The organism is Streptomyces sp. NPDC022910 (assembly GCF_055561075.1).
Genome location: NZ_JBVHHL010000008.1, coordinates 206,426 through 226,051, shown reverse-complemented (window position 1 = coordinate 226,051; position 19,626 = coordinate 206,426). Strand labels below are relative to the sequence as shown.

Genomic DNA, 19,626 nt, shown 5'->3' with positions numbered 1-19,626 from the left:
GGCCGCGTCTGTAACCGGCCTGTGGCGGTACGAGTACGAAAACGCGAGACCGGCGCATTACCTTCTCTTTACACTCGACGGGCAGGGCACTACCTGACCCAGGGGAGGGCGATGACGGTGAACAGGACCACGGCGTATGCCACGACCTCGGGCCTCGCGGTGTCCGGGCAGCCCGGTGCCCCGGCGCGGGCGGCCCACGGACCGCGGCGGACGGCCGTGGTGCGTGATCTTCGCGACCGCGCGGGCCGCAGTCCGCACGGGCTCACCTTCGGCGCGGGAGACCTCGTCGTGATCACCGGTCTGCCCGGCAGTGGCAAGTCCACGCTGATGCGCCGCGCCGTGCGGGGCGTCCGGGTCGACTCCCAGGACACCCGTGACCGCTGGGACACGCGCCTGGCCCGGTTCCTGCCGTACGGGGTCTATCGCCCACTGGTCCGTCTCGCCCACTATGCGGGCCTGCGCCGCGCCCTGCGGACGGGCACCGGAGTCGTCGTGCACGACTGCGGCACGCAGGCCTGGGTGCGCGGCTGGCTGGCCCGGGAGGCCCGGCGCCGCGGCGGCACGCTCCACATGCTCCTGCTCGACGTCACTCCGGACACGGCCCTGGCGGGGCAGCACGAGCGCGGCCGCGGCGTCTCGCGGTACGCGTTCCTCAGGCACCGCCGGGCCATCCGCCATCTGCTTCACTCCATCGAGCAGGGCCGGCTGCCGGAGGGCTGCGGCTCCGCGGTACTGCTCGACCGGGACGCGGCGGACGTCCTGCACCGGATCGACTTCGCGGGCTGATGGGCCGTCCTCGTATACCGCTAGCCTTTTCAGCCACAGCAGTGTTCTGAGCAGGTGGTAGGCAGATGGACTTCCCGGCGGACCTTCCCGCGGACTTTCCCGCACAGGCGCACCCCCATCCGCATGGCGGATGGCCGGGCAACGAACTGGAAGAGGTGCTCTCCGCCTCGCTCGGCGTACCCTCGGCCGGCGCCCGGATCATCGAGGTCCTCGGCCGAAGCTTCGTATGGGTGCCGCTCCCCAATGACGGTGGCCCCCACAGCGGTCCCCTCGATCTGCCGACGTTGGAGATCGAGGGTCAGGTGTACGTCCCGGTGTTCAGCTCGGAGGAGCAGTTCCGCCAGGTCGTCGGCAACCACATGTCGTACACGATCGCGCCCGCCGTGGAGTTCGCCCGTGGGCTGCCCCCGCAGGTCGGTATCGCGGTCAACCCGGACGGCGTGGTCGGTGTGCCGCTGCCGCCGGACGCGGTGGCCGAGTTGTGCCGGGCCGGGCGTACCCCGCTCGACGGCCCCGTGAGCGGCGGCCGCGTCCGTCTCTTCGAACCCGACTGGCAGGACGACCCGGTCGACTTCCTCACCGCCGCCTCGGCCGAGTTCGCGGCCACCGGTGTGGTGCTGACCGCGCGCCGCTGCCTGGCCGTGATCGAGACCGCCGACCCGGTGATGTTCATAGGCGTCGAACTCTCCTCCTGGGAGGCCGACGCGCGCACGCTCCCGCTGGAGGCGCTCGGCCGGGCGCTCGGCAAGGTGCCGGTGACGACGCCGGTGAACATGGTGTTCCTCGACATGGCCCAGGACCCGGTGGGGGACTGGCTGCGGGAACGGGTGCGGCCCTTCTACCAGCACGGTTTCTGAACCGTCCGCGGCCGCCGCGCGCGACGCCGCGGTGATGTGGGGTGGCGCGCGTCAAGTTGCTGTCAGGATGGCGGCTTAACCTGGTTTCATGGCCGGAGCGGAAGAGCCCGCCTCCGGCCCGGGGGTCCGGCCGCAGGCGACGCCGCAAAGGGGACGCGGTGTCCCCGGGACAGGGAAGAATGGCTCGGTCGGGGTGGTGCGGCTGAAATCCGCCCGCAACGCACCGGAGACATCCGCCGGGGTTGTCAGGTTCGTCGTGAAGGGGCGGTAGAGGGTGAGCGCGTCGGGCACGGCCGCGGCCGGGCAGGTCGAGCACATGCTGCGCCAGGTGACGCCCGGGCGTTACGACGCCTACGAGGCGCTCCTTCGCGCGCTCGCGACCCCGTCGTCCGGCCAGGTCTGGATGCTGCTCTGGCACGGCCAGGCCGGCTCGCCCGACGCCCAGTACGGAAACATGGAGGTGGACGGTTACGGCTACGCGCCCTGCGTCACCTCCGCCCAGGAGCTCTCGGCCAGCGGCTGGAACCGTTCGTACGAGGTGGTCGACGGCCTGGACGTCGCTCGCACCCTGTACCCGGACCACTACGGCCTCTGGCTGAACCCGCACGCGCCGGGCGGCGGCGTCGGCATCCCCTGGCTCGATCTGCGCCGTATCGCCACCGGCCTGGAGCGCCAGCCCGCCGGACCGCTCAGGCTGTCCGAACCGGCCGTCGAGATCCCGCAGTTCTACGCCCTCCTCACGCAGAACGCGCACCGCACGGGCGCCGTACGCTCGCTGCGCCGGGCCTGGGTGCAGCCCGCCCTCGGCGCGCCGTACCTGGCGATCGGCCTGGACGTGTACGACACCTCGCCGCCCGCCGTCGACTCGGTGCGCGCGATGATGCAGCAGTCCATCGTCGCCGTGCCCGAAGGGCTGCCCGTGTCGACCGTCGCGATGTCCGACGAGTACGACCCGGTCGCGCTGTGGCTGCGCGCGCACGCCCGTCCCTTCTACGACCGCGAGGCCCATGCGGCCCCGGTCCAGGCGCCGGCGGCGGGCGGGTATGGCTATCCACCGGCCCGCGGGGCCTACTGAACCCGGACGGCGGCCACCGACGGCCGGGGTCCGCTGTCCCGAGCTCCTCTTCGCGCGTAGATGAGAGTGGATGGTCGCGGTATCGCACGATGTGCCCCAATTGGCACGCGTCCGACCCACGTTACCCGCTGTCCGGATAACGGAACCTCCCAGCCCGTATCACGTTTATGCATCCATTCACCGTCAAGTCTGGCTACAGATCGCCGGAGCGTTGAAGACTCCCGCTTCAAGGGGTTCGCCCCTGTGTACGACGGACTGGATTCATGCCGCCACAGCGGCAAGCGCGGGCCGGTCACCGCCGGTTGAGAGGGGTCCCTGCCAGATGACGGCACCATTGCACGAGCCGACCGCCGAAGCGGCCCCGAGCGCGGCCGAGGAGGCGGCGCTTGCCACTGCCGGAGCGGAGGCCGTACAGGGTCGATCGCTGGGCCGGATCGCCTGGGAGCGCCTCAAGCGGGACAAGCTCGCCCTCACGGGCGGCATTGTCGTGCTCGTCCTCATCCTGGTCGCCGTGCTCGCACCGGTGATCACGAGCCTGGTCGGACAGGATCCGGACGCCTACCACGAGAGCCTGATCGACCCGCTGTTCGGCACCCCCAAGGGCTCGCTGGGCGGCATCAGCGGCGACCACCTGCTGGGCGTCGAGCCGGTCAACGGCCGCGACATCTTCGCACGCATCCTCTACGGCGCCCAGATCTCCCTCCTGGTCGGCTTCCTGTCCGCCGTGGTCGCCGTGGTCCTGGGCACCGTCCTGGGCATCCTGGCCGGATTCTTCGGCGGCTGGGTCGACTCCCTCATCAGCCGCGTCATGGACGGTCTGCTCGCCTTCCCGCAGCTGCTCTTCACCATCGCCCTGGTCTCCGTCATGCCGAACAACATGCTGGGCCTGACCGGCTCCAGCGTGCGCGTGTTCGTGATGATCGTGGTCATCGGCTTCTTCGGCTGGCCCTACATCGGACGTGTGGTGCGCGGCCAGACCCTCTCGCTGCGCGAGCGCGAGTACGTCGAGGCGGCCCGCTCGCTGGGTGCCGGGCGCTTCTACATCCTGTTCAAGGAACTGCTGCCCAACCTCGTCGCGCCGATCATCGTGTACACGACGATGATGATCCCCACCAACATCCTGACCGAGGCGGCACTCAGCTTCCTGGGCGTGGGCGTCAAGCCGCCCACGGCCTCCTGGGGGCAGATGCTCTCGAGCGCGATCGACTACTACGAGTCGGACCCCATGTACATGGTGGTCCCGGGTGTGGCGATCTTCATCACCGTTCTTGCCTTCAATCTCTTCGGCGACGGCGTGCGGGACGCGCTGGACCCGAAGGGCTCTCGCTGAACTGCCGTACTCCAAGCGTCCCGTGGCACCGACACGGGGTCTCTCATCTAATCCGGAGGATCCGAGATCGTGACTACCCAACGCACCTCAGGGCGGCGGAAGCAGGCGTTTGCCGCTGCTGCCGCGGTCGCCGCGCTGCTGACCACGGCGGCGTGCGGCGGCGGTGGCAATGACGGCGACAAGGGCTCGAAGACCGGCGCCGCCGGCTTCGACGCCGCCAACAACAAGGTCGCCCAGGCGTCCCTGGTCAAGAAGGGCGGCACGCTGAGGTTCGGTGGCGCCCAGGACGCCGACTCGTGGGACACCACGCGCGGTTACTACGGCTTCATGTGGGACTTCGCCCGCTACTACAGCCGCCAGCTCATCACGAACAAGGCGGAGCCGGGCAAGGCCGGCGCCGAGCTGACCCCGGACCTCGCCACCGGGCTCGCCAAGGTCACCGACGACGGCAAGACCTACACGTACACGCTGCGCGACGGTGTGACGTGGGAGGACGGCAAGCCGATCACCTCCAAGGACGTCAAGTACGGCATCGAGCGCGTCTGGGCGCAGGACGTGCTGTCCGGCGGCCCCGTGTACCTGAAGGACGTCCTCGACCCCAAGGGCGAGTACAAGGGCCCCTACAAGGACACGTCCAAGGACAAGCTGGGCCTGAAGGCGATCGACACGCCGGACGACAAGACCATCGTCTTCCACCTGCCGAAGGCCAACTCGGACTTCCAGGAGATGCTGGCCCTCATCTCGGCCTCCCCGGTCCGCCAGGACAAGGACACCAAGTCCAAGTACGGCCTGCACCCGTTCTCCTCCGGCCCGTACAAGTTCCAGTCCTACAGCCCGGGCAAGGACCTGACCCTGGTCCGCAACACCGAGTGGAAGCAGTCCTCGGACCCGGTCCGCAAGGCGTACCCGGACAAGATCACCGTCCAGTTCTTCTCGGACGCCAACCAGCTGGACCAGCGCCTGCTCAACGGTGACCTGGACCTGGACATCAACCAGACCGGCATGTCGCCGCAGGGCCGCACCACCGCCCTGAAGGAGCACAAGGCCAACCTGGACAACCCGGTCTCCGGTTACATCCGTTACGCGGTCTTCCCGCAGAGCGTGAAGCCGTTCGACAACATCGAGTGCCGCAAGGCCGTCATCTACGGCGCCGACCACGTGTCGCTGCAGACCGCCCGCGGTGGCCCGGTCGCCGGTGGTGACATCGGCACCAACATGCTCCCGCCGTCCGTCCCGGGTGCCGAAGGCCAGAAGTACGACCCGTACGAGCTCGCCGGCGCCAACAAGAACGGCAACGAGGCCAAGGCCAAGGAAGCGCTGAAGGCCTGCGGCAAGCCGAACGGCTTCTCCACCACCATCGCCGTCCGCAACAACAAGCCGGTCGAGGTGGCCACCGCCCAGTCCCTGCAGGCGTCGCTGAAGAAGATCGGCATCAACGCGCAGATCGACCAGTACGACGGCTCGCAGACCACCGGCATCATCGGCAGCCCCTCGAACGTCCAGAAGAAGGGCTACGGCATCATCATCATGGGCTGGGGCCCGGACTTCCCGTCCGTCCAGGGCTACGGTCTGCCGCTGTGGGACAGCAAGTACATCCTCGAGAGCGGTAACTCCAACTACGCGCTGATCAAGGACAAGACGATCGACGGCCTGTTCGACGACTACGTCAACACGCTGGACGACGCCGGCAAGACCAAGATCGCCACGGAGATCAACCACAAGGTCATGGAGGGCGCGTACTACCTGCCCTTCGTCTTCGAGAAGTTCATCAACTGGCGCGGGGACAACCTGGCGAACGTCTACACGACCGACGGCTACAGCGGCACGTACGACTTCGTCAACCTCGGCCTGAAGTCCGCGAAGTAAACCCGGCACACCCGCCGTACGGCACGAAAGGCAGGTGAAGGCCGGCGCGGCGTGACCGCGGGCCACCGGAAGACCTCTGGTGGCCCGCGGTCCGCGGCGGGCCGTAAGCTGTGCTCGCTTACCTCATCAGGCGGCTGTTCGCCGCCGCAGTGATGCTCGTGGTCATCATCATGGTGGTCTTCGGCATCTTCTTCCTCGTCCCCAAGTGGGCGGGCGTGGACATCGCCACGAGCTTCGTGGGCAAGCAGGCGGACCCGGCGGCCGTCGAGGCCGTGCGGCAGAAGCTGGGCCTGGGCGACCCGATCTACTCCCAGGTCTGGGAGTTCTTCAAGGGCATCTTCGCGGGTCGCACCTACTCGGGTGGTGGTGACGTCACCCACTGCGCCGCGCCGTGCTTCGGCTACTCCTTCCGCAGCGAGCAGGCCGTGTGGCCGGTGCTGACCGACCGCTTCCCGGTGACCCTGGGTCTCGCGCTCGGCGCCGCCGTGCTGTGGCTGGTCTTCGGTGTCGCGGCGGGTGTGCTCTCCGCGCTCAAGCGGGGCAGCGTCTGGGACCGCGGCGCGATGGTGGTCGCGCTGTCGGGTGTCTCCCTCCCCATCTACTTCACCGGCATGCTCTCCCTGGCGATCTTCGCCTTCGGCCTGAAATGGATCGACGCAAAGTACGTGCCCCTCGACCAGAGCTTCACCGGCTGGTTCGGCGGCATGATCCTCCCCTGGATCACCCTGGCGTTCCTGTACGCGGCGATGTACGCCCGGATCACCCGCGCCACCATGATGGAGATCCTCGGCGAGGACTACATCCGCACGGCCCGGGCGAAGGGCCTCAAGGAGCAGGTCGTCATCGGCAAGCACGCCATGCGCTCCACGATGACACCCATCCTGACCATGCTCGGCATGGACCTCGGCGCCCTCATCGGCGGCGCCATCCTGACGGAGTCGACGTTCAACCTGCCCGGCCTCGGCCGCGCCGTGCTCGACGCCATCAAGAACCAGGACCTGCCCATCATCCTGGGCGTCACCCTGATCACTTCTCTCGCGGTGCTGATCGCCAACCTCGTGGTGGACATCCTCTACGCCGTGATCGACCCCCGAGTGAGGCTCTCATGACCGAACTCAGCAAGACCGGAGCTGCCGTGGGCGAGCCCACCTCCGCCACGCCCACCCCGACCTCCTTCCTGGAAGTGCGCGACCTGAAAGTGCACTTCCCGACCGACGACGGCCTGGTCAAGTCCGTGGACGGGCTCAGCTTCAAGCTGGAGAAGGGCAAAACCCTCGGCATCGTGGGCGAGTCGGGTTCCGGCAAGTCGGTGACCTCGCTCGGCATCATGGGCCTGCACACCGCCGGCCAGTACGGCAAGCGCAAGGCGCAGATCTCCGGTGAGATCTGGCTGGAGGGCACCGAACTGCTGTCCGCCGACCCGGACCATGTGCGCAAGCTGCGCGGCCGGCAGATGGCGATGATCTTCCAGGACCCGCTGTCCGCGCTGCACCCGTACTACACGATCGGTCACCAGATCGTGGAGGCGTACCGCATCCACCACGACGTCGACAAGAAGACCGCCCGCAAGCGGGCGATCGACATGCTCGACCGGGTGGGCATCCCGCAGCCTGACAAGCGGGTGGACAACTACCCGCACGAGTTCTCCGGCGGTATGCGCCAGCGCGCGATGATCGCGATGTCGCTGGTCAACAACCCCGAGCTGCTCATCGCGGACGAGCCGACCACCGCCCTGGACGTGACCGTCCAGGCGCAGATCCTCGACCTGATCCGCGATCTGCAGAAGGAGTTCGGCTCCGCCGTCATCATCATCACCCACGACCTGGGCGTCGTCGCCGAACTGGCCGACGACATCCTGGTGATGTACGGCGGCCGTTGCGTCGAGCGGGGACCGGCCGAGAAGGTGTTCTACGAGCCCCGGCACCCCTACACCTGGGGTCTGCTCGGCTCGATGCCGCGTCTGGACCGTGAGCAGCAGGACCGCCTCATCCCGGTCAAGGGCTCCCCGCCCTCCCTGATCAACGTCCCGTCCGGCTGCGCCTTCAACCCGCGCTGCCCGTACGCCGACATCCCGAAGGACAACGTCACCCGCACGGTCCGCCCCGAGCTGACCGAGGTCGGCGGCCAGCACTGGGCCGCCTGCCACATGACGCAGGAGCAGCGGGAGCGTATCTGGACCGAAGAGATTGCGCCGAAGCTGTGAGCGAGAACCCCAAGGACGCCGCGGTGAAGATTCCCGCGCAGAGCGATGGTGCCACCCTCGCCAAGGACGCCGCCCCCGGCGAGACCCTGCTGAAGGTGACCGGGCTCCGGAAGCACTTCCCGATCAAGAAGGGCCTGCTCCAGCGGCAGGTCGGCGCGGTGCACGCGGTCGACGGGATCGACTTCGAGGTCAAGGCCGGCGAGACGCTCGGCGTCGTGGGCGAGTCGGGCTGCGGCAAGTCGACGATGGGTCGGCTGATCACCCGGCTGCTCGAACCGACCGCGGGCACGATCGAGTTCGAGGGCAAGGACATCACACACCTCGGCGTGAGCGACATGCGTCCGCTGCGCCGCGACGTGCAGATGATCTTCCAGGACCCGTACTCGTCGCTGAACCCGCGCCACACCATCGGCACCATCATCGGCGCCCCCTTCAAGCTCCAGGGTGTCGAGCCCGAGGGCGGCATCAAGAAGGAAGTGCAGCGGCTGCTGTCGGTGGTCGGTCTCAACCCCGAGCACTACAACCGGTACCCGCACGAGTTCTCCGGCGGTCAGCGCCAGCGCATCGGTATCGCCCGCGCGCTCGCGCTCAACCCGAAGCTGGTCGTGGCGGACGAGCCGGTCTCTGCTCTGGACGTGTCGATCCAGGCGCAGGTCGTGAACCTGCTGGACGACCTCCAGGAGGAGCTCGGCCTGACGTACGTGATCATCGCGCACGACCTCTCGGTCGTCCGGCATGTCTCGGACCGGATCGCGGTGATGTACCTCGGCAAGATCGTGGAGCTGGCCGACCGGGAATCGCTCTACAAGGCGCCGATGCACCCGTACACCAAGGCGCTGATGTCGGCGGTGCCGATCCCGGACCCGAGGCGCAAGAACGTGAAGAGCGAGCGCATCCTGCTCAAGGGTGACGTGCCTTCGCCGATCGCGCCGCCGAGCGGCTGCCGCTTCCACACGCGGTGCTGGAAGGCGACGGAGATCTGCCGGACGACCGAGCCGCAGCTCATCGAGCTGAAGCCGGGGCAGCGGGTGGCCTGCCACCACCCGGAGAACTTCGAGGACCAGGCCCCGCAGGACACCGTGCTGATCTCCGACGCCAAGGCAGCGGCGGAGCTGGTGCCGGACGCGGTGCTGGAGGAGTCGGCGGAGACGTCGGCGGCTGTGGCCGCGGAGGTGGAGGCGGCGGCTGAGGCAGACGCTGACGCCGAGGTCGTGTCGGAGGCGGCCGAGGCTTCCGAGTCCGTCTCCGAGGAAACCGCCGAGGCTGCCTCCGAAGAATCGGAAACCGACGGCAAGAAGTAAGGGAACAATTCACCGACGCCTATGCCCCGGCGACCAGGGATCTGGTTTCCGGGGCATACGCATTCAACGGGCTCGGATCAGCTCACGGCCCGTGCCACCCGGAGCCTGACCTCCTTCGACCTCGACCTGCAGAAGCTCAAGGAGACCGGGGCCATCGTCGACGACATGCCCCAGGCAGGCTTCTCGCTGGAGGTCCAGTCGAAGCCCGCGTACTCGGCCGTCCGGTCGGAGACGGCCATCGTCCATGAGCTGGCCCACCAGTGGTTCGGCGACTCCGTCTCGGTGGAGCGGTGGAAGGACATCTGGCTCAACGAGGGCTTCGCGACCTACGCCCAGTGGCTGTGGGCCGAGCACAAGGGCACCCGATCAGCGCACGACTCCTTCGTCGCGGGGTACGACGCCCGCCCTGCCGACAGCGCGTTCTGGCAGATCAAGGTGGCCGACCCCCAGCGCGACACCATGTTCGCCTCCGCGGTCTACCAGCGCGGCGCGATGACGCTCCAGGCGCTGCGCGAGCGCATCGGCGACACCGCGTTCTTCAGGCTCCTGCCGACCTGGGAAGCTCCACCGGTACGGCAACGCGAACACCGCTGACTTCATCCGGCTCGCGGAGACGATCTCGGGGCAGCAGCTCGACGACCTGTTCCAGAAATGGCTCTTCACGACCGGGAAGCCCGCCCTGTAACTTCGGTGTTTCGCTGCTTTCGCCTTGCTTTGTAAGGCGCACCCTCTTCGATAGGTGAGAATGTAAGGGTGCTCCAGCAATTGTTCAGCCCCTCCGTCCAGCACACGCTGGATGTCGTCGGCATCTTCGTCTTCGCGATCTCGGGCGCGCTGCTGGCCGTCCGTAAGAACTTCGACGTCTTCGGTATCGCCGTGCTCGCCGAGGTCACCGCGCTGGGCGGAGGGCTGTTCCGCGATGTGGTCATCGGTGCCGTGCCGCCGGCCGCGTTCACGGATCTTGGGTACTTCCTGACCCCGCTGCTCGCCGCCTTGCTGGTCTTCTTCCTGCATCCGCAGGTGGAGCGTATCCAGGTGGCCGTCAACGTGTTCGATGCGGCCGGTCTTGGTCTGTTCTGCGTCGCCGGGACGACGAAGGCGTACGACCACGGGCTCGGCCTCACCGCGTCCGCGGCCCTCGGCCTCGCCACGGCCGTGGGCGGCGGCGTCCTGCGCGACGTCCTGGCCAACGAGGTGCCCTCGCTGCTGCGCTGGGACCGCGACCTGTACGCGGTGCCGGCGATCGTCGGCGCCACGATGGTGGTGCTCTGCATCCGCTACGACATGCTGAACCCGATCACCTCCGGGCTCGCGGTCGTCACCGCTTTCGTGCTACGCCTGTTGGCGATGAGGTTCCACTGGCGAGCGCCGCGCGCCTGGAATCGCCGCTCCACGGTTGCTGAGGAGTAGCCCCGGTCGGGGTCTTGCCGGTCATCTGCCCGGTCAGCCAGGTGAACACGTAAGGGATCTGCGGCCGCCACAGGGCCATGCTGTGTCCGCCCGCACTGCGCGGGATGAGCACCGCGCGTACCGTCGTCGGCGGCTTGGCGATCGCCTGCAGCGCCGCTGCCGCCTGGTAGCCGTCGCCCAGCTGCCCCGACAGGTAGAGGGAGATGCGGGGCGGGGTGCGGTAGTGCTTGAGCAGGAAGTACGGGTTGTTCTGCCGGCGCAGCCGGACGGTCTGGGCGGCGAGCGAGTTGCGCTCGCCGATCGGGTCGTTGTAGCCGGACAGGCTGATCGCGGCCCGGTAGCGGTCCGGGTGTGCGACCGTCAGCTTCGTCGCGCAGTGCGCTCCCGCGGAGTAGCCGGCGGCCGCCCAGCCGTTCGGCGCGGACTCGGCGCGGAAGTTGTCCGTCACCATCTTGGGCACGTCGATGCTGAGCCATGTGTCGGCGTTCACGGTGCCGGGGATGTTCGCGCAGCCCGTGTCGATCTTGGCGATGAGATTGGTGCGCGGCGCCACGAGGATGAACGGCGCCACCTGCCCGCTGCGCATCAGTGGCAGCAGCTGCTCATGCACCTTCAGCGACCCGAACCACGCCTTCGCCGAGCCCGGATAGCCCGACAGCAGCTCGACGACGGGGAACTTCCTGTTCTGGTACGCGGGCTCGTTGTACTGCGGCGGTAGCCAGACGTAGACCTCGGCGTCGACGCCCGACACCTGGCCCTTGAGCTGGGTGACCCGCACCCCGCCGGCCGCGCGCATGCCCGGCCCGTCGGCCGGGGTGAACGTCTGGTGGACCTTGGGCAGGGCCTTGATCTGGATTCCGCCGGTGCCGTCCTTGCCGAGGTCGGCGGCCTGCTGTACGTGGTTGCCCGTGCCGAGCAGGTCGGCCCAGTTGTCGTACAGGTTGTTGGCGTTGTTGACGAGTACGAAGACCAGGGTGACCGCTGTGACCTGTGCGAACAGCAGCATCAGCACCCGGGCGGTGTGGCGCAGCAGCAGCGGGCCGCCGATCCGGGACCACAGGAACAACGGCAGGATGAGGGCGACCGCCATGAGGACGATCGACGTGAAGAGGAACGGCGTCCCGGTCAGGCTCATCGGCGTATCCGGCTCTTCCTGTGAACGGGTGGATCGAGTCGTACGTCTTTGGAGAGGGAATCCGGGGGCAGCCGGTCACGACGAGTGCGGATACTTACCTAAAAATTGCCAAAACCCCACCCAAGGGTGGCTGGATCCTTGCGGGGTTCAGTGGAACGTCACTCAGCCGAAACAGTCAAAGCTACTGCTTAGTAATTACCTGTTGTACCGTTCAGGCATGCCAGAAGCAGTTACCGCCCAGGCCGTGCGAGCCACGATCGGCGACAGCGAGTTCGACCGCGACACCGCGGTCACCCGCCGGGAACCCGGCGTCTACGACATCGACCTCTCCGCCGGCTGGACGATCATCAGCGCCGTCAACGGGGGCTATCTGCTGGCCGTCCTGGGCCGCGCCCTCGCGGACGCGCTGCCGCACCGCGACCCGTTCACGATCTCCGCGCACTACCTCACCGCGTCCCGGCCGGGTCCCGCGGTGATCCGTACGGACGTCGTCCGCACCGGCCGCACCCTCTCCACCGGCCAGGCGTCCCTCTTCCAGTACGACGAGGAGGGCCACGAGGTCGAACGGATCCGCGTCCTCGCCTCGTACGGCGACCTCGACTCCCTGCCCGACGACGTCCGTACCAGCGCGAAGCCGCCCGTTCTCCCGCCGATGGACCAGTGCTTCGGTCCCGAGGACGGGCCCGCGCCGGTCTCCGGCAGCTCGGCCATCACGGACCGGCTGATGCTCAAGCTCGATCCCGCGACGTTGGGCTGGGCGCTCGGCTCCCCGTCCGGGAAGGGTGAGATGAGGGCCTGGTTCGGGCTGGCCGACGCCCGCGACCCGGACCCGCTCTCGCTGCTCCTCGCGGTGGACGCGCTGCCGCCCACCGCATTCGAGCTCGGCATCTCCGGCTGGGTGCCGACCGTCGAGCTGACCGTGCATGTGCGGTCCCGCCCGGCGCCCGGGCCGCTGCGGGTCTCGATCACCACCCGTAACCTCGCCGGCGGCTTCCTGGAGGAGGACGCCGAGGTCTGGGACAGCAGGGACCGCCTGGTCGCCCAGTCCCGACAGCTGGCACGGGTGCGGCTCGCCTGAGCCCCTTCCGCGCCTCGCACCGGTGCCGGAGCCGCGCCCCGTCAAGGGGCGTGGCGTGACACCTTGCGGTGCCTTCGTGGGGCGCCCGGTTTCACCGGCCCGCGAGAGCGCGTTGCGGCCGGGCGTCTCGCCCCAGGGCACACGCACCGGCGCGTCCAGCCGGCCGTCGTCCGCCCAGGCGCGCCGGACTTCGGTCCTGGCCTCGTCGTACGCGGCCGGCCAGCCCTCGTCCCCGACGCCCTCCGCGAACGGGCGTACGGCCAAGCCGTCGCCGCCCGCGCCGACCACGGTGATCCGCCGCGCGCCGCCGACGAGATGCGACAGCAGCGTCCGCACGTCGAGCTCGGTGCACGGTGTCGGTCCGGCGAGCTGCTCCGTCCGGACGGTCTTGACCAGCGCGGCGACCTGCTCGGCGGCCCGCACGTACGAGCTGTCAGAGGCGTCCGGCATGCCGACCGGAAACCCGTCCGGCAACCGCTCGGGCCGGCCGTCCGGCACGCCCTCCGGCGCGCCCACGGGTGGCACGACGGGCAAGAAGCCGACCGGGACTCCTTCCGGAATGCCGTCCGGCGGTTCGGGCGGAGGACCCGGCGGCGGCCAGGGCGGCGGCTGTGGAGCCCCGGGCGGACAGCCGGGCGCCGACCAGGGCCGACAGGCGCAGAACTGACCTCTCGGTCCGTCCCGCACGGGGGCCACCGGCATACGGGCTGGTACGTGGGCGGCACACCTGGTGAACGGGTGTGCCGCCCACGGTCGTTGAGAGGACAGCCGGTCGGTTCACGACTTCCAGTGGTGGCGCCCGATGCTGATGAGCCGCAGCCGCTGGGTCGCCATCCGGGCCACCCGGTCCCGCTCCTCGGGGGGACCCTCCAGCGCCTCCAGGAACTGGGAGGCCGTCATCAGCATCTGGTCGACGTAGAGTCCGGCGAGCATCATCAGGTCCTCGTCGCTCCATCCGGCGGACTCGGAATGCTCGGCCAGCGCGACCTTCACCTCCTCGGCGAACCGGGCGAGTTGCCGCCGGATCGCCTCCCGCACGGGCTGGACGCCGCCGTGCCGCTCCCGCGCGATGAAGCGCACGTGTGCGGGATACGCGTCGACATGGCGGGCGATCAGATCGACGGCGCGGACGATGCGCTCGCCGCTGTCGCCGGTCGCGGAGACCGTGGACGCGATCATCGGGTGGAGGCTGCCGAGTGCCTCCTCCACCAGTTCCACGCCGAGATCGGCGGTCGAGCGGAAGTGCCGGTAGAAGGCGGTCGGAGCGACGCCGACCGCGCGGGTGACCTCGCGCAGACCCAGGCTGCTCAGGCTCTGCTCCTCCAGCAGCCCCAGCGCCGCGTCCAGGAGCGCCTGCCGGGTCTTCTGCTTCTGGGCCTGCCGGATGCCGAGGGTGTGACTCATGCCATGCAGTTAACAACTGTTCTCTGGAATTGAAAAGCCGTCGGGCGCGCTAGACTTGGGAGTCAGTGAACAACTGTAACCACAACCGTTCACCGAAATGTAACGAGAGCCACCTCGGAGGGGATCTCATTCCATGCTGTTCCTCGTCGCCGCACTTCTGCTGCTGGGCGCCGTCCTTGGCACCGTGGCCCACGCCCCGCTCTCCTTCACCCTCGTCGCCGCGGCCGTGATCGCCGTGTGGCTCGTGGTCTTCGCGGTCCGTGAGCGGCACGGGCGCCGGCGGCACACCTCCGCCCACTGACCCGCATACGCGAACCGACTGTCGGGAGCTGACGCATCATGCAACTCACTGCCGCACGAACCGCACCAACCGCACAAGCCTCAGGAACCTCACGAACCGGGGACGGCGCCGCACCGGTCCGCCGCGACGGGGGGCGCGACGCGGACGGCATGGCCGTCGCGTCCTTCATCCTGGGCCTGCTCGGCCTCCTCGTCCTGAACTTCTTCCTGGGCCCCATCGCCATCGCCCTGGCGGCCGTGGCCATGTGGCGCGGCACGAAACGCCCGGGCCGCGCACTCCTGGGCCTGGGCCTCGGCATCGCGGACCTGGTGGTCCTGGTGGCCTTCATGCAGCTGGACCACACTGTGTCCTGGAGCATGTAGGCGGCGCCGCACGCCGTCGCCCGGCGACGGGCCCGCGGACGACGGGCCGACCGCCGGTGTGTACGCGAGGGCCCGCCTGGGCTCAGTCCGTACACGGGCGGCCCGTAGAATCGGCCCCACCATGGCTTACCTCGACCACGCCGCGACCACCCCGATGCTTCCCGAGGCGGCAGAGGCACTGACCGCACAACTCGGCATCACCGGCAACGCTTCCTCGCTGCACGCATCGGGTCGCCGTGCCAGGAGAACCGTGGAAGAGGCACGCGAGACCCTCGCCGAAGCACTGGGCGCCCGTCCCAGCGAGGTCGTCTTCACCTCCGGCGGCACCGAGGCCGACAACCTCGCCGTCAAGGGCCTGTACTGGTCCCGCCGCGCCGCGGACCCGGCCCGCACCCGCGTCCTCGCCAGCCCCGTCGAACACCACGCCGTCCTCGACGCGGTCCACTGGCTGGGCGAGCACGAGGGCGCCACGGTCGAGTACCTGCCCGTCGACACCTACGGCCGCGTCCACCCGGAGGCCCTGCGCGAGGCCATCGCCCGCAACCCCGAGGACGTCGCCCTCGCCACGGTCATGTGGGCCAACAACGAGATCGGCACGGTCATGCCGGTCCGTGAACTCGCCGACGTGACAGGGGAGTTCGACGTCCCGCTGCACGCCGACGCGGTCCAGGCCTTCGGTCAGGTCCCGCTGGACTTCGAGTCCTCGGGGCTCGCCGCGATGACGGTCTCCGGCCATAAGATCGGCGGCCCGTACGGCATCGGCGCGCTGATCCTCGGCCGCCAGTACAGCCCCGTCCCCGTGCTGCACGGCGGGGGCCAGGAGCGCCACGTGCGCTCCGGCACCCTCGACGTGCCCGCCATCGCCTCCTTCGCCGTCGCCGGACGGTTCGCCGCCGAGCAGCGCGAGTGGTTCGCCCGAGAGATCGGCGCCCTGCGCGACGACCTGATCGCCGCGGTCCGCAAGGCCGTCCCGGACGCGGTCCTGGGCGGGGACCCGGTGGACCGGCTCCCGGCCAACGCCCACTTCACGTTCCCCGGTTGCGAGGGCGACTCCCTGCTCCTGCTGCTGGACGCGCAGGGCATCGAGTGCTCAACGGGCTCCGCCTGCACGGCCGGTGTCGCCCAGCCGAGCCATGTCCTGCTCGCCACCGGCGCCGATCCGGACCTCGCCCGGGGCACCCTCCGCTTCTCCCTGGGCCACACGTCCACGGAGGCCGACGTGGAGGCGGTCGCCAAGGCGATCGGCCCCGCGGTCGAGCGTGCTCGCACCGCGGGGCTGACCTGACGGCTGGCTTTCCGTGACCATGAGGGAGGCCGTCATGCCCTCGTCTTCGTGCTGCAGCAGATGTCATTGGAGCTCATGCTGGTGCAGGTGTTGACGGACCCCAGGTCACATCCGGAACGTGGAACACATCGGACTCATGCGATGCGAAGCCGGCCCACAGCGTCGGGAAGGTGTGACGTGCGTCACGTTTGCGCGAGCCTGATGTACCGGTCCCAGTCCCAGTACGGACCCGGATCCGTGTGGTCCGTGCCCGGCACCTGCACATGCCCGATGATGTGCTCGCGGTCGACGGGTATGCCGTACCGCCCGCATATCGCGGCCGTGAGCCGCGCCGACGCCTCGTACATCGCGTCCGTGAACGAGGATGCGCGCTCCACGAAGCCCTCGTGCTCGATGCCGACGCTCCGCTCGTTGTACTCCCGGTTGCCCGCGTGGAACGCCACGTCCAGCTCGCGGATCATCTGGGTGACCCGGCCGTCCCTGCGCACGATGTAGTGCGCCGCCGCGCCGTGCCCCGGGTCCTGGAACACCTGCACCGCACTGCGGTAGCTGCCCTGGGTGACATGGATGATCACGCGGTCTATGCCGTAGTCGTCGGGCCGGTCCGCGCGCCGCAGGTTCGCCGACGAGGCCGCCATCCACCGCGCGCCCCGGAAGTCGACCGCGCCCTCCACCCGTGGCTTTTCGATGCCGGGCAGCCGCCACCACAGGTGTGCCAGCTCGTCCCGTGCGAGCGCGGCCGTGCCCACCGCGGCCGCCGTGCCTCCGACGATCAGCGCCCGTCGCCCGAGCCGCCGGTCGCTGTCCTTTGCCGTCCTCCGGTCCCCCATGTGATCGTCAACGGATACTCGCGAGCCGCGGTTCCCGTCGGCCCCGTACTCTTGAAGGGCTATGACTGACACCCCGCAGCGCCCCCTCCGCGTCCTCGCCGCCATGTCCGGCGGGGTCGATTCCGCCGTCGCCGCCGCCCGCGCCGCCGATGCGGGCCACGACGTGACCGGCGTCCACCTCGCGCTGTCCGCCAACCCGCAGTCCTTCCGTACGGGGGCGCGCGGATGTTGCACCATCGAGGACTCGCGGGACGCCCGCCGCGCCGCGGACGTCATCGGCATCCCGTTCTACGTCTGGGACCTCGCCGAGCGGTTCCGTGAGGACGTGGTCGAGGACTTCATCGCCGAGTACGAGGCCGGGCGCACCCCCAACCCGTGCCTGCGCTGCAACGAGAAGATCAAGTTCGCGGCACTGCTCGACAAGGCCCTCGCCCTCGGCTTCGACGCGGTCTGCACGGGCCACTACGCCAAGGTCGTCACCCTCGACGACGGCACGCGCGAGCTGCACCGCGCCTCCGACATGGCGAAGGACCAGTCGTACGTCCTCGGCGTCCTCGACGAGAGGCAGCTGGCGCACGCGATGTTCCCGCTCGGGGACACGGTCACCACCAAGGACGAGATCCGCGCGGAGGCCGAGCGCCGGGGCCTCGCGGTCGCCAAGAAGCCCGACTCGCACGACATCTGCTTCATCGCCGACGGCGACACCCAGGGCTTCCTCGCCCGGCGGCTCGGCCGGGCCGAGGGCGACATCGTCGACGAGTCCGGCACCAAGCTGGGCACGCACGACGGCGCGTACGGCTTCACGATCGGCCAGCGCAAGGGCCTGCGGATCGGGACCCCCGCGTCCGACGGCAAGCCGCGCTACGTACTGGACATCTCGCCGGTGAACAACACCGTGACGGTGGGCCCGGCCGCCTCCCTGGACGTCGGCGCCCTGACCGCCGTCAAGCCCCGCTGGTGCGGCACGGCCCCGGCCGGCCCCGGCACCTACACGGCCCAGCTCCGCGCCCACGGCGGCGAGACGGAGGTGACCGCGGAACTGGTCGACGGCGCGCTGCGGGTCACCTTCGCGGAGCCGGTCCGCGGCGTCGCACCCGGTCAGGCGATCGTCCTGTACGAAGGCACGCGCGTGGTGGGCTCGGCGACGATCGCGTCGACCACGCGCGCGGCGACCGCCGTGGCGTGACCGTGCCGCGCTAACGCGCGAAGAACTCCGCCAGCACGGGCGCGAGCATCTGCGGATCCACCAAGTGGTTCTGGCCCTCCAGAACGTGGTACGTGCCCTCGGGTACCGCGTCGGCGACCGCCTTGGTCGCCCTGCGCAGCCACTCGGGGCTCAGGGCGCCCGCGACGGACAGGGCCGGGACGGTGATCGAGGCCAGGCGACGATGGGGCACCAGTCCGTCGCCCATGACCGCGTCGTCGTACGCGAGAGTCGGCGCGATCGCCTCCATGTCGGCCCACATGGGGGACTGGCGGGCGCTCGCGATCACTTTCGGGGCCAGGCCGGTGAGCCTGAGGAACAGCTCCACCGCGTCCCCGAGCCGGCCCTCCTCGAGTGCCTCACCGAGATTCGCGGTGTACTCCGCGCGTTCCAGTTCGCCGCCGGGCGAGTAGTCCGCGAACGGAGGCTCGTACACGGCCACCTGAGGCACCGGCAGTCCGCTCGCCGCCGCCTCCAGCGCCAGCGCGCCACCCGACGAGATGCCGTACAGCGCCGCCTCGCCGCCCGCTGCCTCGATCAGCGCCGCCAGGTCCTCGACCTCGCGGGCCACCGCGTACGGCGGCGTGTCGCCGCTCTCGCCGCGGCCCCGGCGGTCGTACACGATGACGCTGAAGCGGTCCGAGAGGTGCGCGGCCAGGGGCGCCACCGTGGCACCCGTGGACATCGCGCCGCTCACGAGGACGATCGCCGGGCCCTGTCCGGTGCGCTCGTACGCGACGGGGGTGCCGTCGCGCGAGATGGTCTGCTTGTCCATGTGTGTGAGACTGCCGCAGACGTCGGCGTCAATCGGTCACGACACTGCTACTCGGTCACGACACTTCCACTTCGTAGAAGCACAGGTGGTCCTTGATCCGGGCGACCTCCGGCTTGGGGTCGGGATACGCCCACACCAGGTCCGCCGCGTCCGGCAGGGACCAATAGGACGCCGTGCCCTTGAAGGGGCACTCGGTGTGCGTCTCGGACGGCGTCAGCAGGTCGAGGCGCACGTCCTCGGCCGGGATGTAGTACCGCGTGGGAGATCCGGTCTCGCGCAGCACGAGAGCCCGGTCACTCTCCGCCAGGACCTGTCCGCCGTGCACCACGCGCACGTGCTGGTCGCCCTGCTCGATGGTGATCGTGTGTCCTTTGCTCATACCGGAAAAGCAAGCGTGGGCCCCCGGTTCTTCCCGCGTACGGTT

19 protein-coding genes and 2 pseudogenes are annotated in these 19,626 nt (G+C 69.5%); 15 read left to right on the top strand and 6 right to left on the bottom strand.

The window, feature by feature from the left end:
* Positions 1-111: 111 nt before the first annotated feature.
* From ACZ3TS_RS11180 to ACZ3TS_RS11135, 10 genes and pseudogenes are all read left to right on the top strand, one after another.
* The gene (locus ACZ3TS_RS11180) at positions 112-786 is read left to right on the top strand and encodes an AAA family ATPase (protein WP_467616101.1); all 675 of its coding nucleotides are present in this window, start codon (positions 112-114) and stop codon (positions 784-786) included.
* Positions 787-851: 65 nt separating this feature from the next.
* A complete protein-coding gene (locus ACZ3TS_RS11175) occupies positions 852-1,643 on the top strand; it encodes an enhanced serine sensitivity protein SseB (protein WP_467616099.1) in 792 nt (263 codons plus the stop codon).
* 274 nt (positions 1,644-1,917) lie between these two features.
* Complete coding sequence (locus ACZ3TS_RS11170; RefSeq protein WP_467616096.1) at positions 1,918-2,718, top strand: enhanced serine sensitivity protein SseB C-terminal domain-containing protein; 801 nt, start codon at positions 1,918-1,920, stop codon at positions 2,716-2,718.
* 322 nt (positions 2,719-3,040) lie between these two features.
* Entirely contained in the window at positions 3,041-4,048 is a 1,008-nt protein-coding gene (locus ACZ3TS_RS11165; RefSeq protein ID WP_467616093.1) for an ABC transporter permease, read from the top strand.
* 69 nt (positions 4,049-4,117) lie between these two features.
* Complete coding sequence (locus ACZ3TS_RS11160) at positions 4,118-5,914, top strand: ABC transporter substrate-binding protein (protein WP_467616091.1); 1,797 nt, start codon at positions 4,118-4,120, stop codon at positions 5,912-5,914.
* 110 nt (positions 5,915-6,024) lie between these two features.
* On the top strand, positions 6,025-7,023 hold the full coding sequence (locus ACZ3TS_RS11155; RefSeq protein WP_467616089.1) for an ABC transporter permease: 999 nt from the start codon (positions 6,025-6,027) through the stop codon (positions 7,021-7,023).
* Positions 7,020-8,117: an ABC transporter ATP-binding protein gene (locus tag ACZ3TS_RS11150; RefSeq protein WP_467616088.1), complete on the top strand. Its 1,098-nt coding sequence runs from the start codon at positions 7,020-7,022 to the stop codon at positions 8,115-8,117. The genes ACZ3TS_RS11155 and ACZ3TS_RS11150 overlap by 4 nt, the downstream gene beginning before the upstream one ends.
* A complete protein-coding gene (locus ACZ3TS_RS11145) occupies positions 8,114-9,418 on the top strand; it encodes an ABC transporter ATP-binding protein (protein ID WP_467616086.1) in 1,305 nt (434 codons plus the stop codon). The genes ACZ3TS_RS11150 and ACZ3TS_RS11145 overlap by 4 nt, the downstream gene beginning before the upstream one ends.
* A gap of 138 nt (positions 9,419-9,556) precedes the next feature.
* A pseudogene (locus tag ACZ3TS_RS11140) lies at positions 9,557-10,103 on the top strand (M1 family aminopeptidase); the annotation flags it as partial.
* Positions 10,104-10,171: 68 nt separating this feature from the next.
* Positions 10,172-10,828, top strand: coding sequence for a trimeric intracellular cation channel family protein (locus tag ACZ3TS_RS11135; protein ID WP_467616084.1), 657 nt, complete (start codon positions 10,172-10,174; stop codon positions 10,826-10,828).
* On the opposite strand, the gene ACZ3TS_RS11130 is transcribed toward ACZ3TS_RS11135, so the two are convergent.
* On the bottom strand, positions 10,737-11,963 hold the full coding sequence (locus tag ACZ3TS_RS11130; RefSeq protein WP_467616082.1) for an alpha/beta hydrolase: 1,227 nt from the start codon (positions 11,961-11,963) through the stop codon (positions 10,737-10,739). The two genes, ACZ3TS_RS11135 and ACZ3TS_RS11130, sit on opposite strands and share 92 nt — an antisense overlap.
* A 217-nt stretch (positions 11,964-12,180) precedes the next feature.
* On the opposite strand from ACZ3TS_RS11130, the gene ACZ3TS_RS11125 reads away from it, so the two are divergent.
* Positions 12,181-13,041, top strand: a complete 861-nt coding sequence (locus ACZ3TS_RS11125) for a thioesterase family protein (protein ID WP_467616081.1) — start codon at positions 12,181-12,183, stop codon at positions 13,039-13,041.
* Positions 13,042-13,203: 162 nt separating this feature from the next.
* Here the strand turns inward: ACZ3TS_RS11125 and ACZ3TS_RS11120 are convergent.
* A pseudogene (locus ACZ3TS_RS11120) lies at positions 13,204-13,491 on the bottom strand (TIGR03086 family metal-binding protein); the annotation flags it as partial.
* A gap of 327 nt (positions 13,492-13,818) precedes the next feature.
* On the bottom strand, positions 13,819-14,445 hold the full coding sequence (locus tag ACZ3TS_RS11115) for a TetR family transcriptional regulator (RefSeq protein WP_467616078.1): 627 nt from the start codon (positions 14,443-14,445) through the stop codon (positions 13,819-13,821).
* A 133-nt stretch (positions 14,446-14,578) separates the two neighbouring features.
* Between ACZ3TS_RS11115 and ACZ3TS_RS11110 the strand changes: the two genes are divergently transcribed.
* From ACZ3TS_RS11110 to ACZ3TS_RS11100, 3 genes are all read left to right on the top strand, one after another.
* Positions 14,579-14,746 carry a hypothetical protein gene (locus ACZ3TS_RS11110; RefSeq protein WP_467616075.1) on the top strand — a complete coding sequence of 56 codons (168 nt, stop codon included), beginning with the start codon at positions 14,579-14,581 and terminating at the stop codon, positions 14,744-14,746.
* Between the two features lie 38 nt (positions 14,747-14,784).
* Positions 14,785-15,108: a DUF4190 domain-containing protein gene (locus ACZ3TS_RS11105; protein WP_467616073.1), complete on the top strand. Its 324-nt coding sequence runs from the start codon at positions 14,785-14,787 to the stop codon at positions 15,106-15,108.
* A gap of 121 nt (positions 15,109-15,229) precedes the next feature.
* On the top strand, positions 15,230-16,393 hold the full coding sequence (locus ACZ3TS_RS11100) for a cysteine desulfurase family protein (protein WP_467616071.1): 1,164 nt from the start codon (positions 15,230-15,232) through the stop codon (positions 16,391-16,393).
* A gap of 182 nt (positions 16,394-16,575) precedes the next feature.
* On the opposite strand, the gene ACZ3TS_RS11095 is transcribed toward ACZ3TS_RS11100, so the two are convergent.
* Complete coding sequence (locus tag ACZ3TS_RS11095; RefSeq protein WP_467616069.1) at positions 16,576-17,223, bottom strand: N-acetylmuramoyl-L-alanine amidase; 648 nt, start codon at positions 17,221-17,223, stop codon at positions 16,576-16,578.
* Positions 17,224-17,284: 61 nt separating this feature from the next.
* On the opposite strand from ACZ3TS_RS11095, the gene mnmA reads away from it, so the two are divergent.
* Entirely contained in the window at positions 17,285-18,409 is a 1,125-nt protein-coding gene (gene mnmA, locus ACZ3TS_RS11090; protein ID WP_467616067.1) for a tRNA 2-thiouridine(34) synthase MnmA, read from the top strand.
* A 10-nt stretch (positions 18,410-18,419) separates the two neighbouring features.
* Here the strand turns inward: mnmA and ACZ3TS_RS11085 are convergent, their stop codons facing one another.
* Together ACZ3TS_RS11085 and ACZ3TS_RS11080 are read right to left on the bottom strand one after the other, a co-directional pair.
* Complete coding sequence (locus ACZ3TS_RS11085) at positions 18,420-19,202, bottom strand: alpha/beta fold hydrolase (protein ID WP_467616065.1); 783 nt, start codon at positions 19,200-19,202, stop codon at positions 18,420-18,422.
* A 55-nt stretch (positions 19,203-19,257) separates the two neighbouring features.
* Positions 19,258-19,581, bottom strand: a complete 324-nt coding sequence (locus ACZ3TS_RS11080) for a DUF427 domain-containing protein (protein WP_467616064.1) — start codon at positions 19,579-19,581, stop codon at positions 19,258-19,260.
* Between the last annotated feature and the right edge of the window lie 45 nt (positions 19,582-19,626).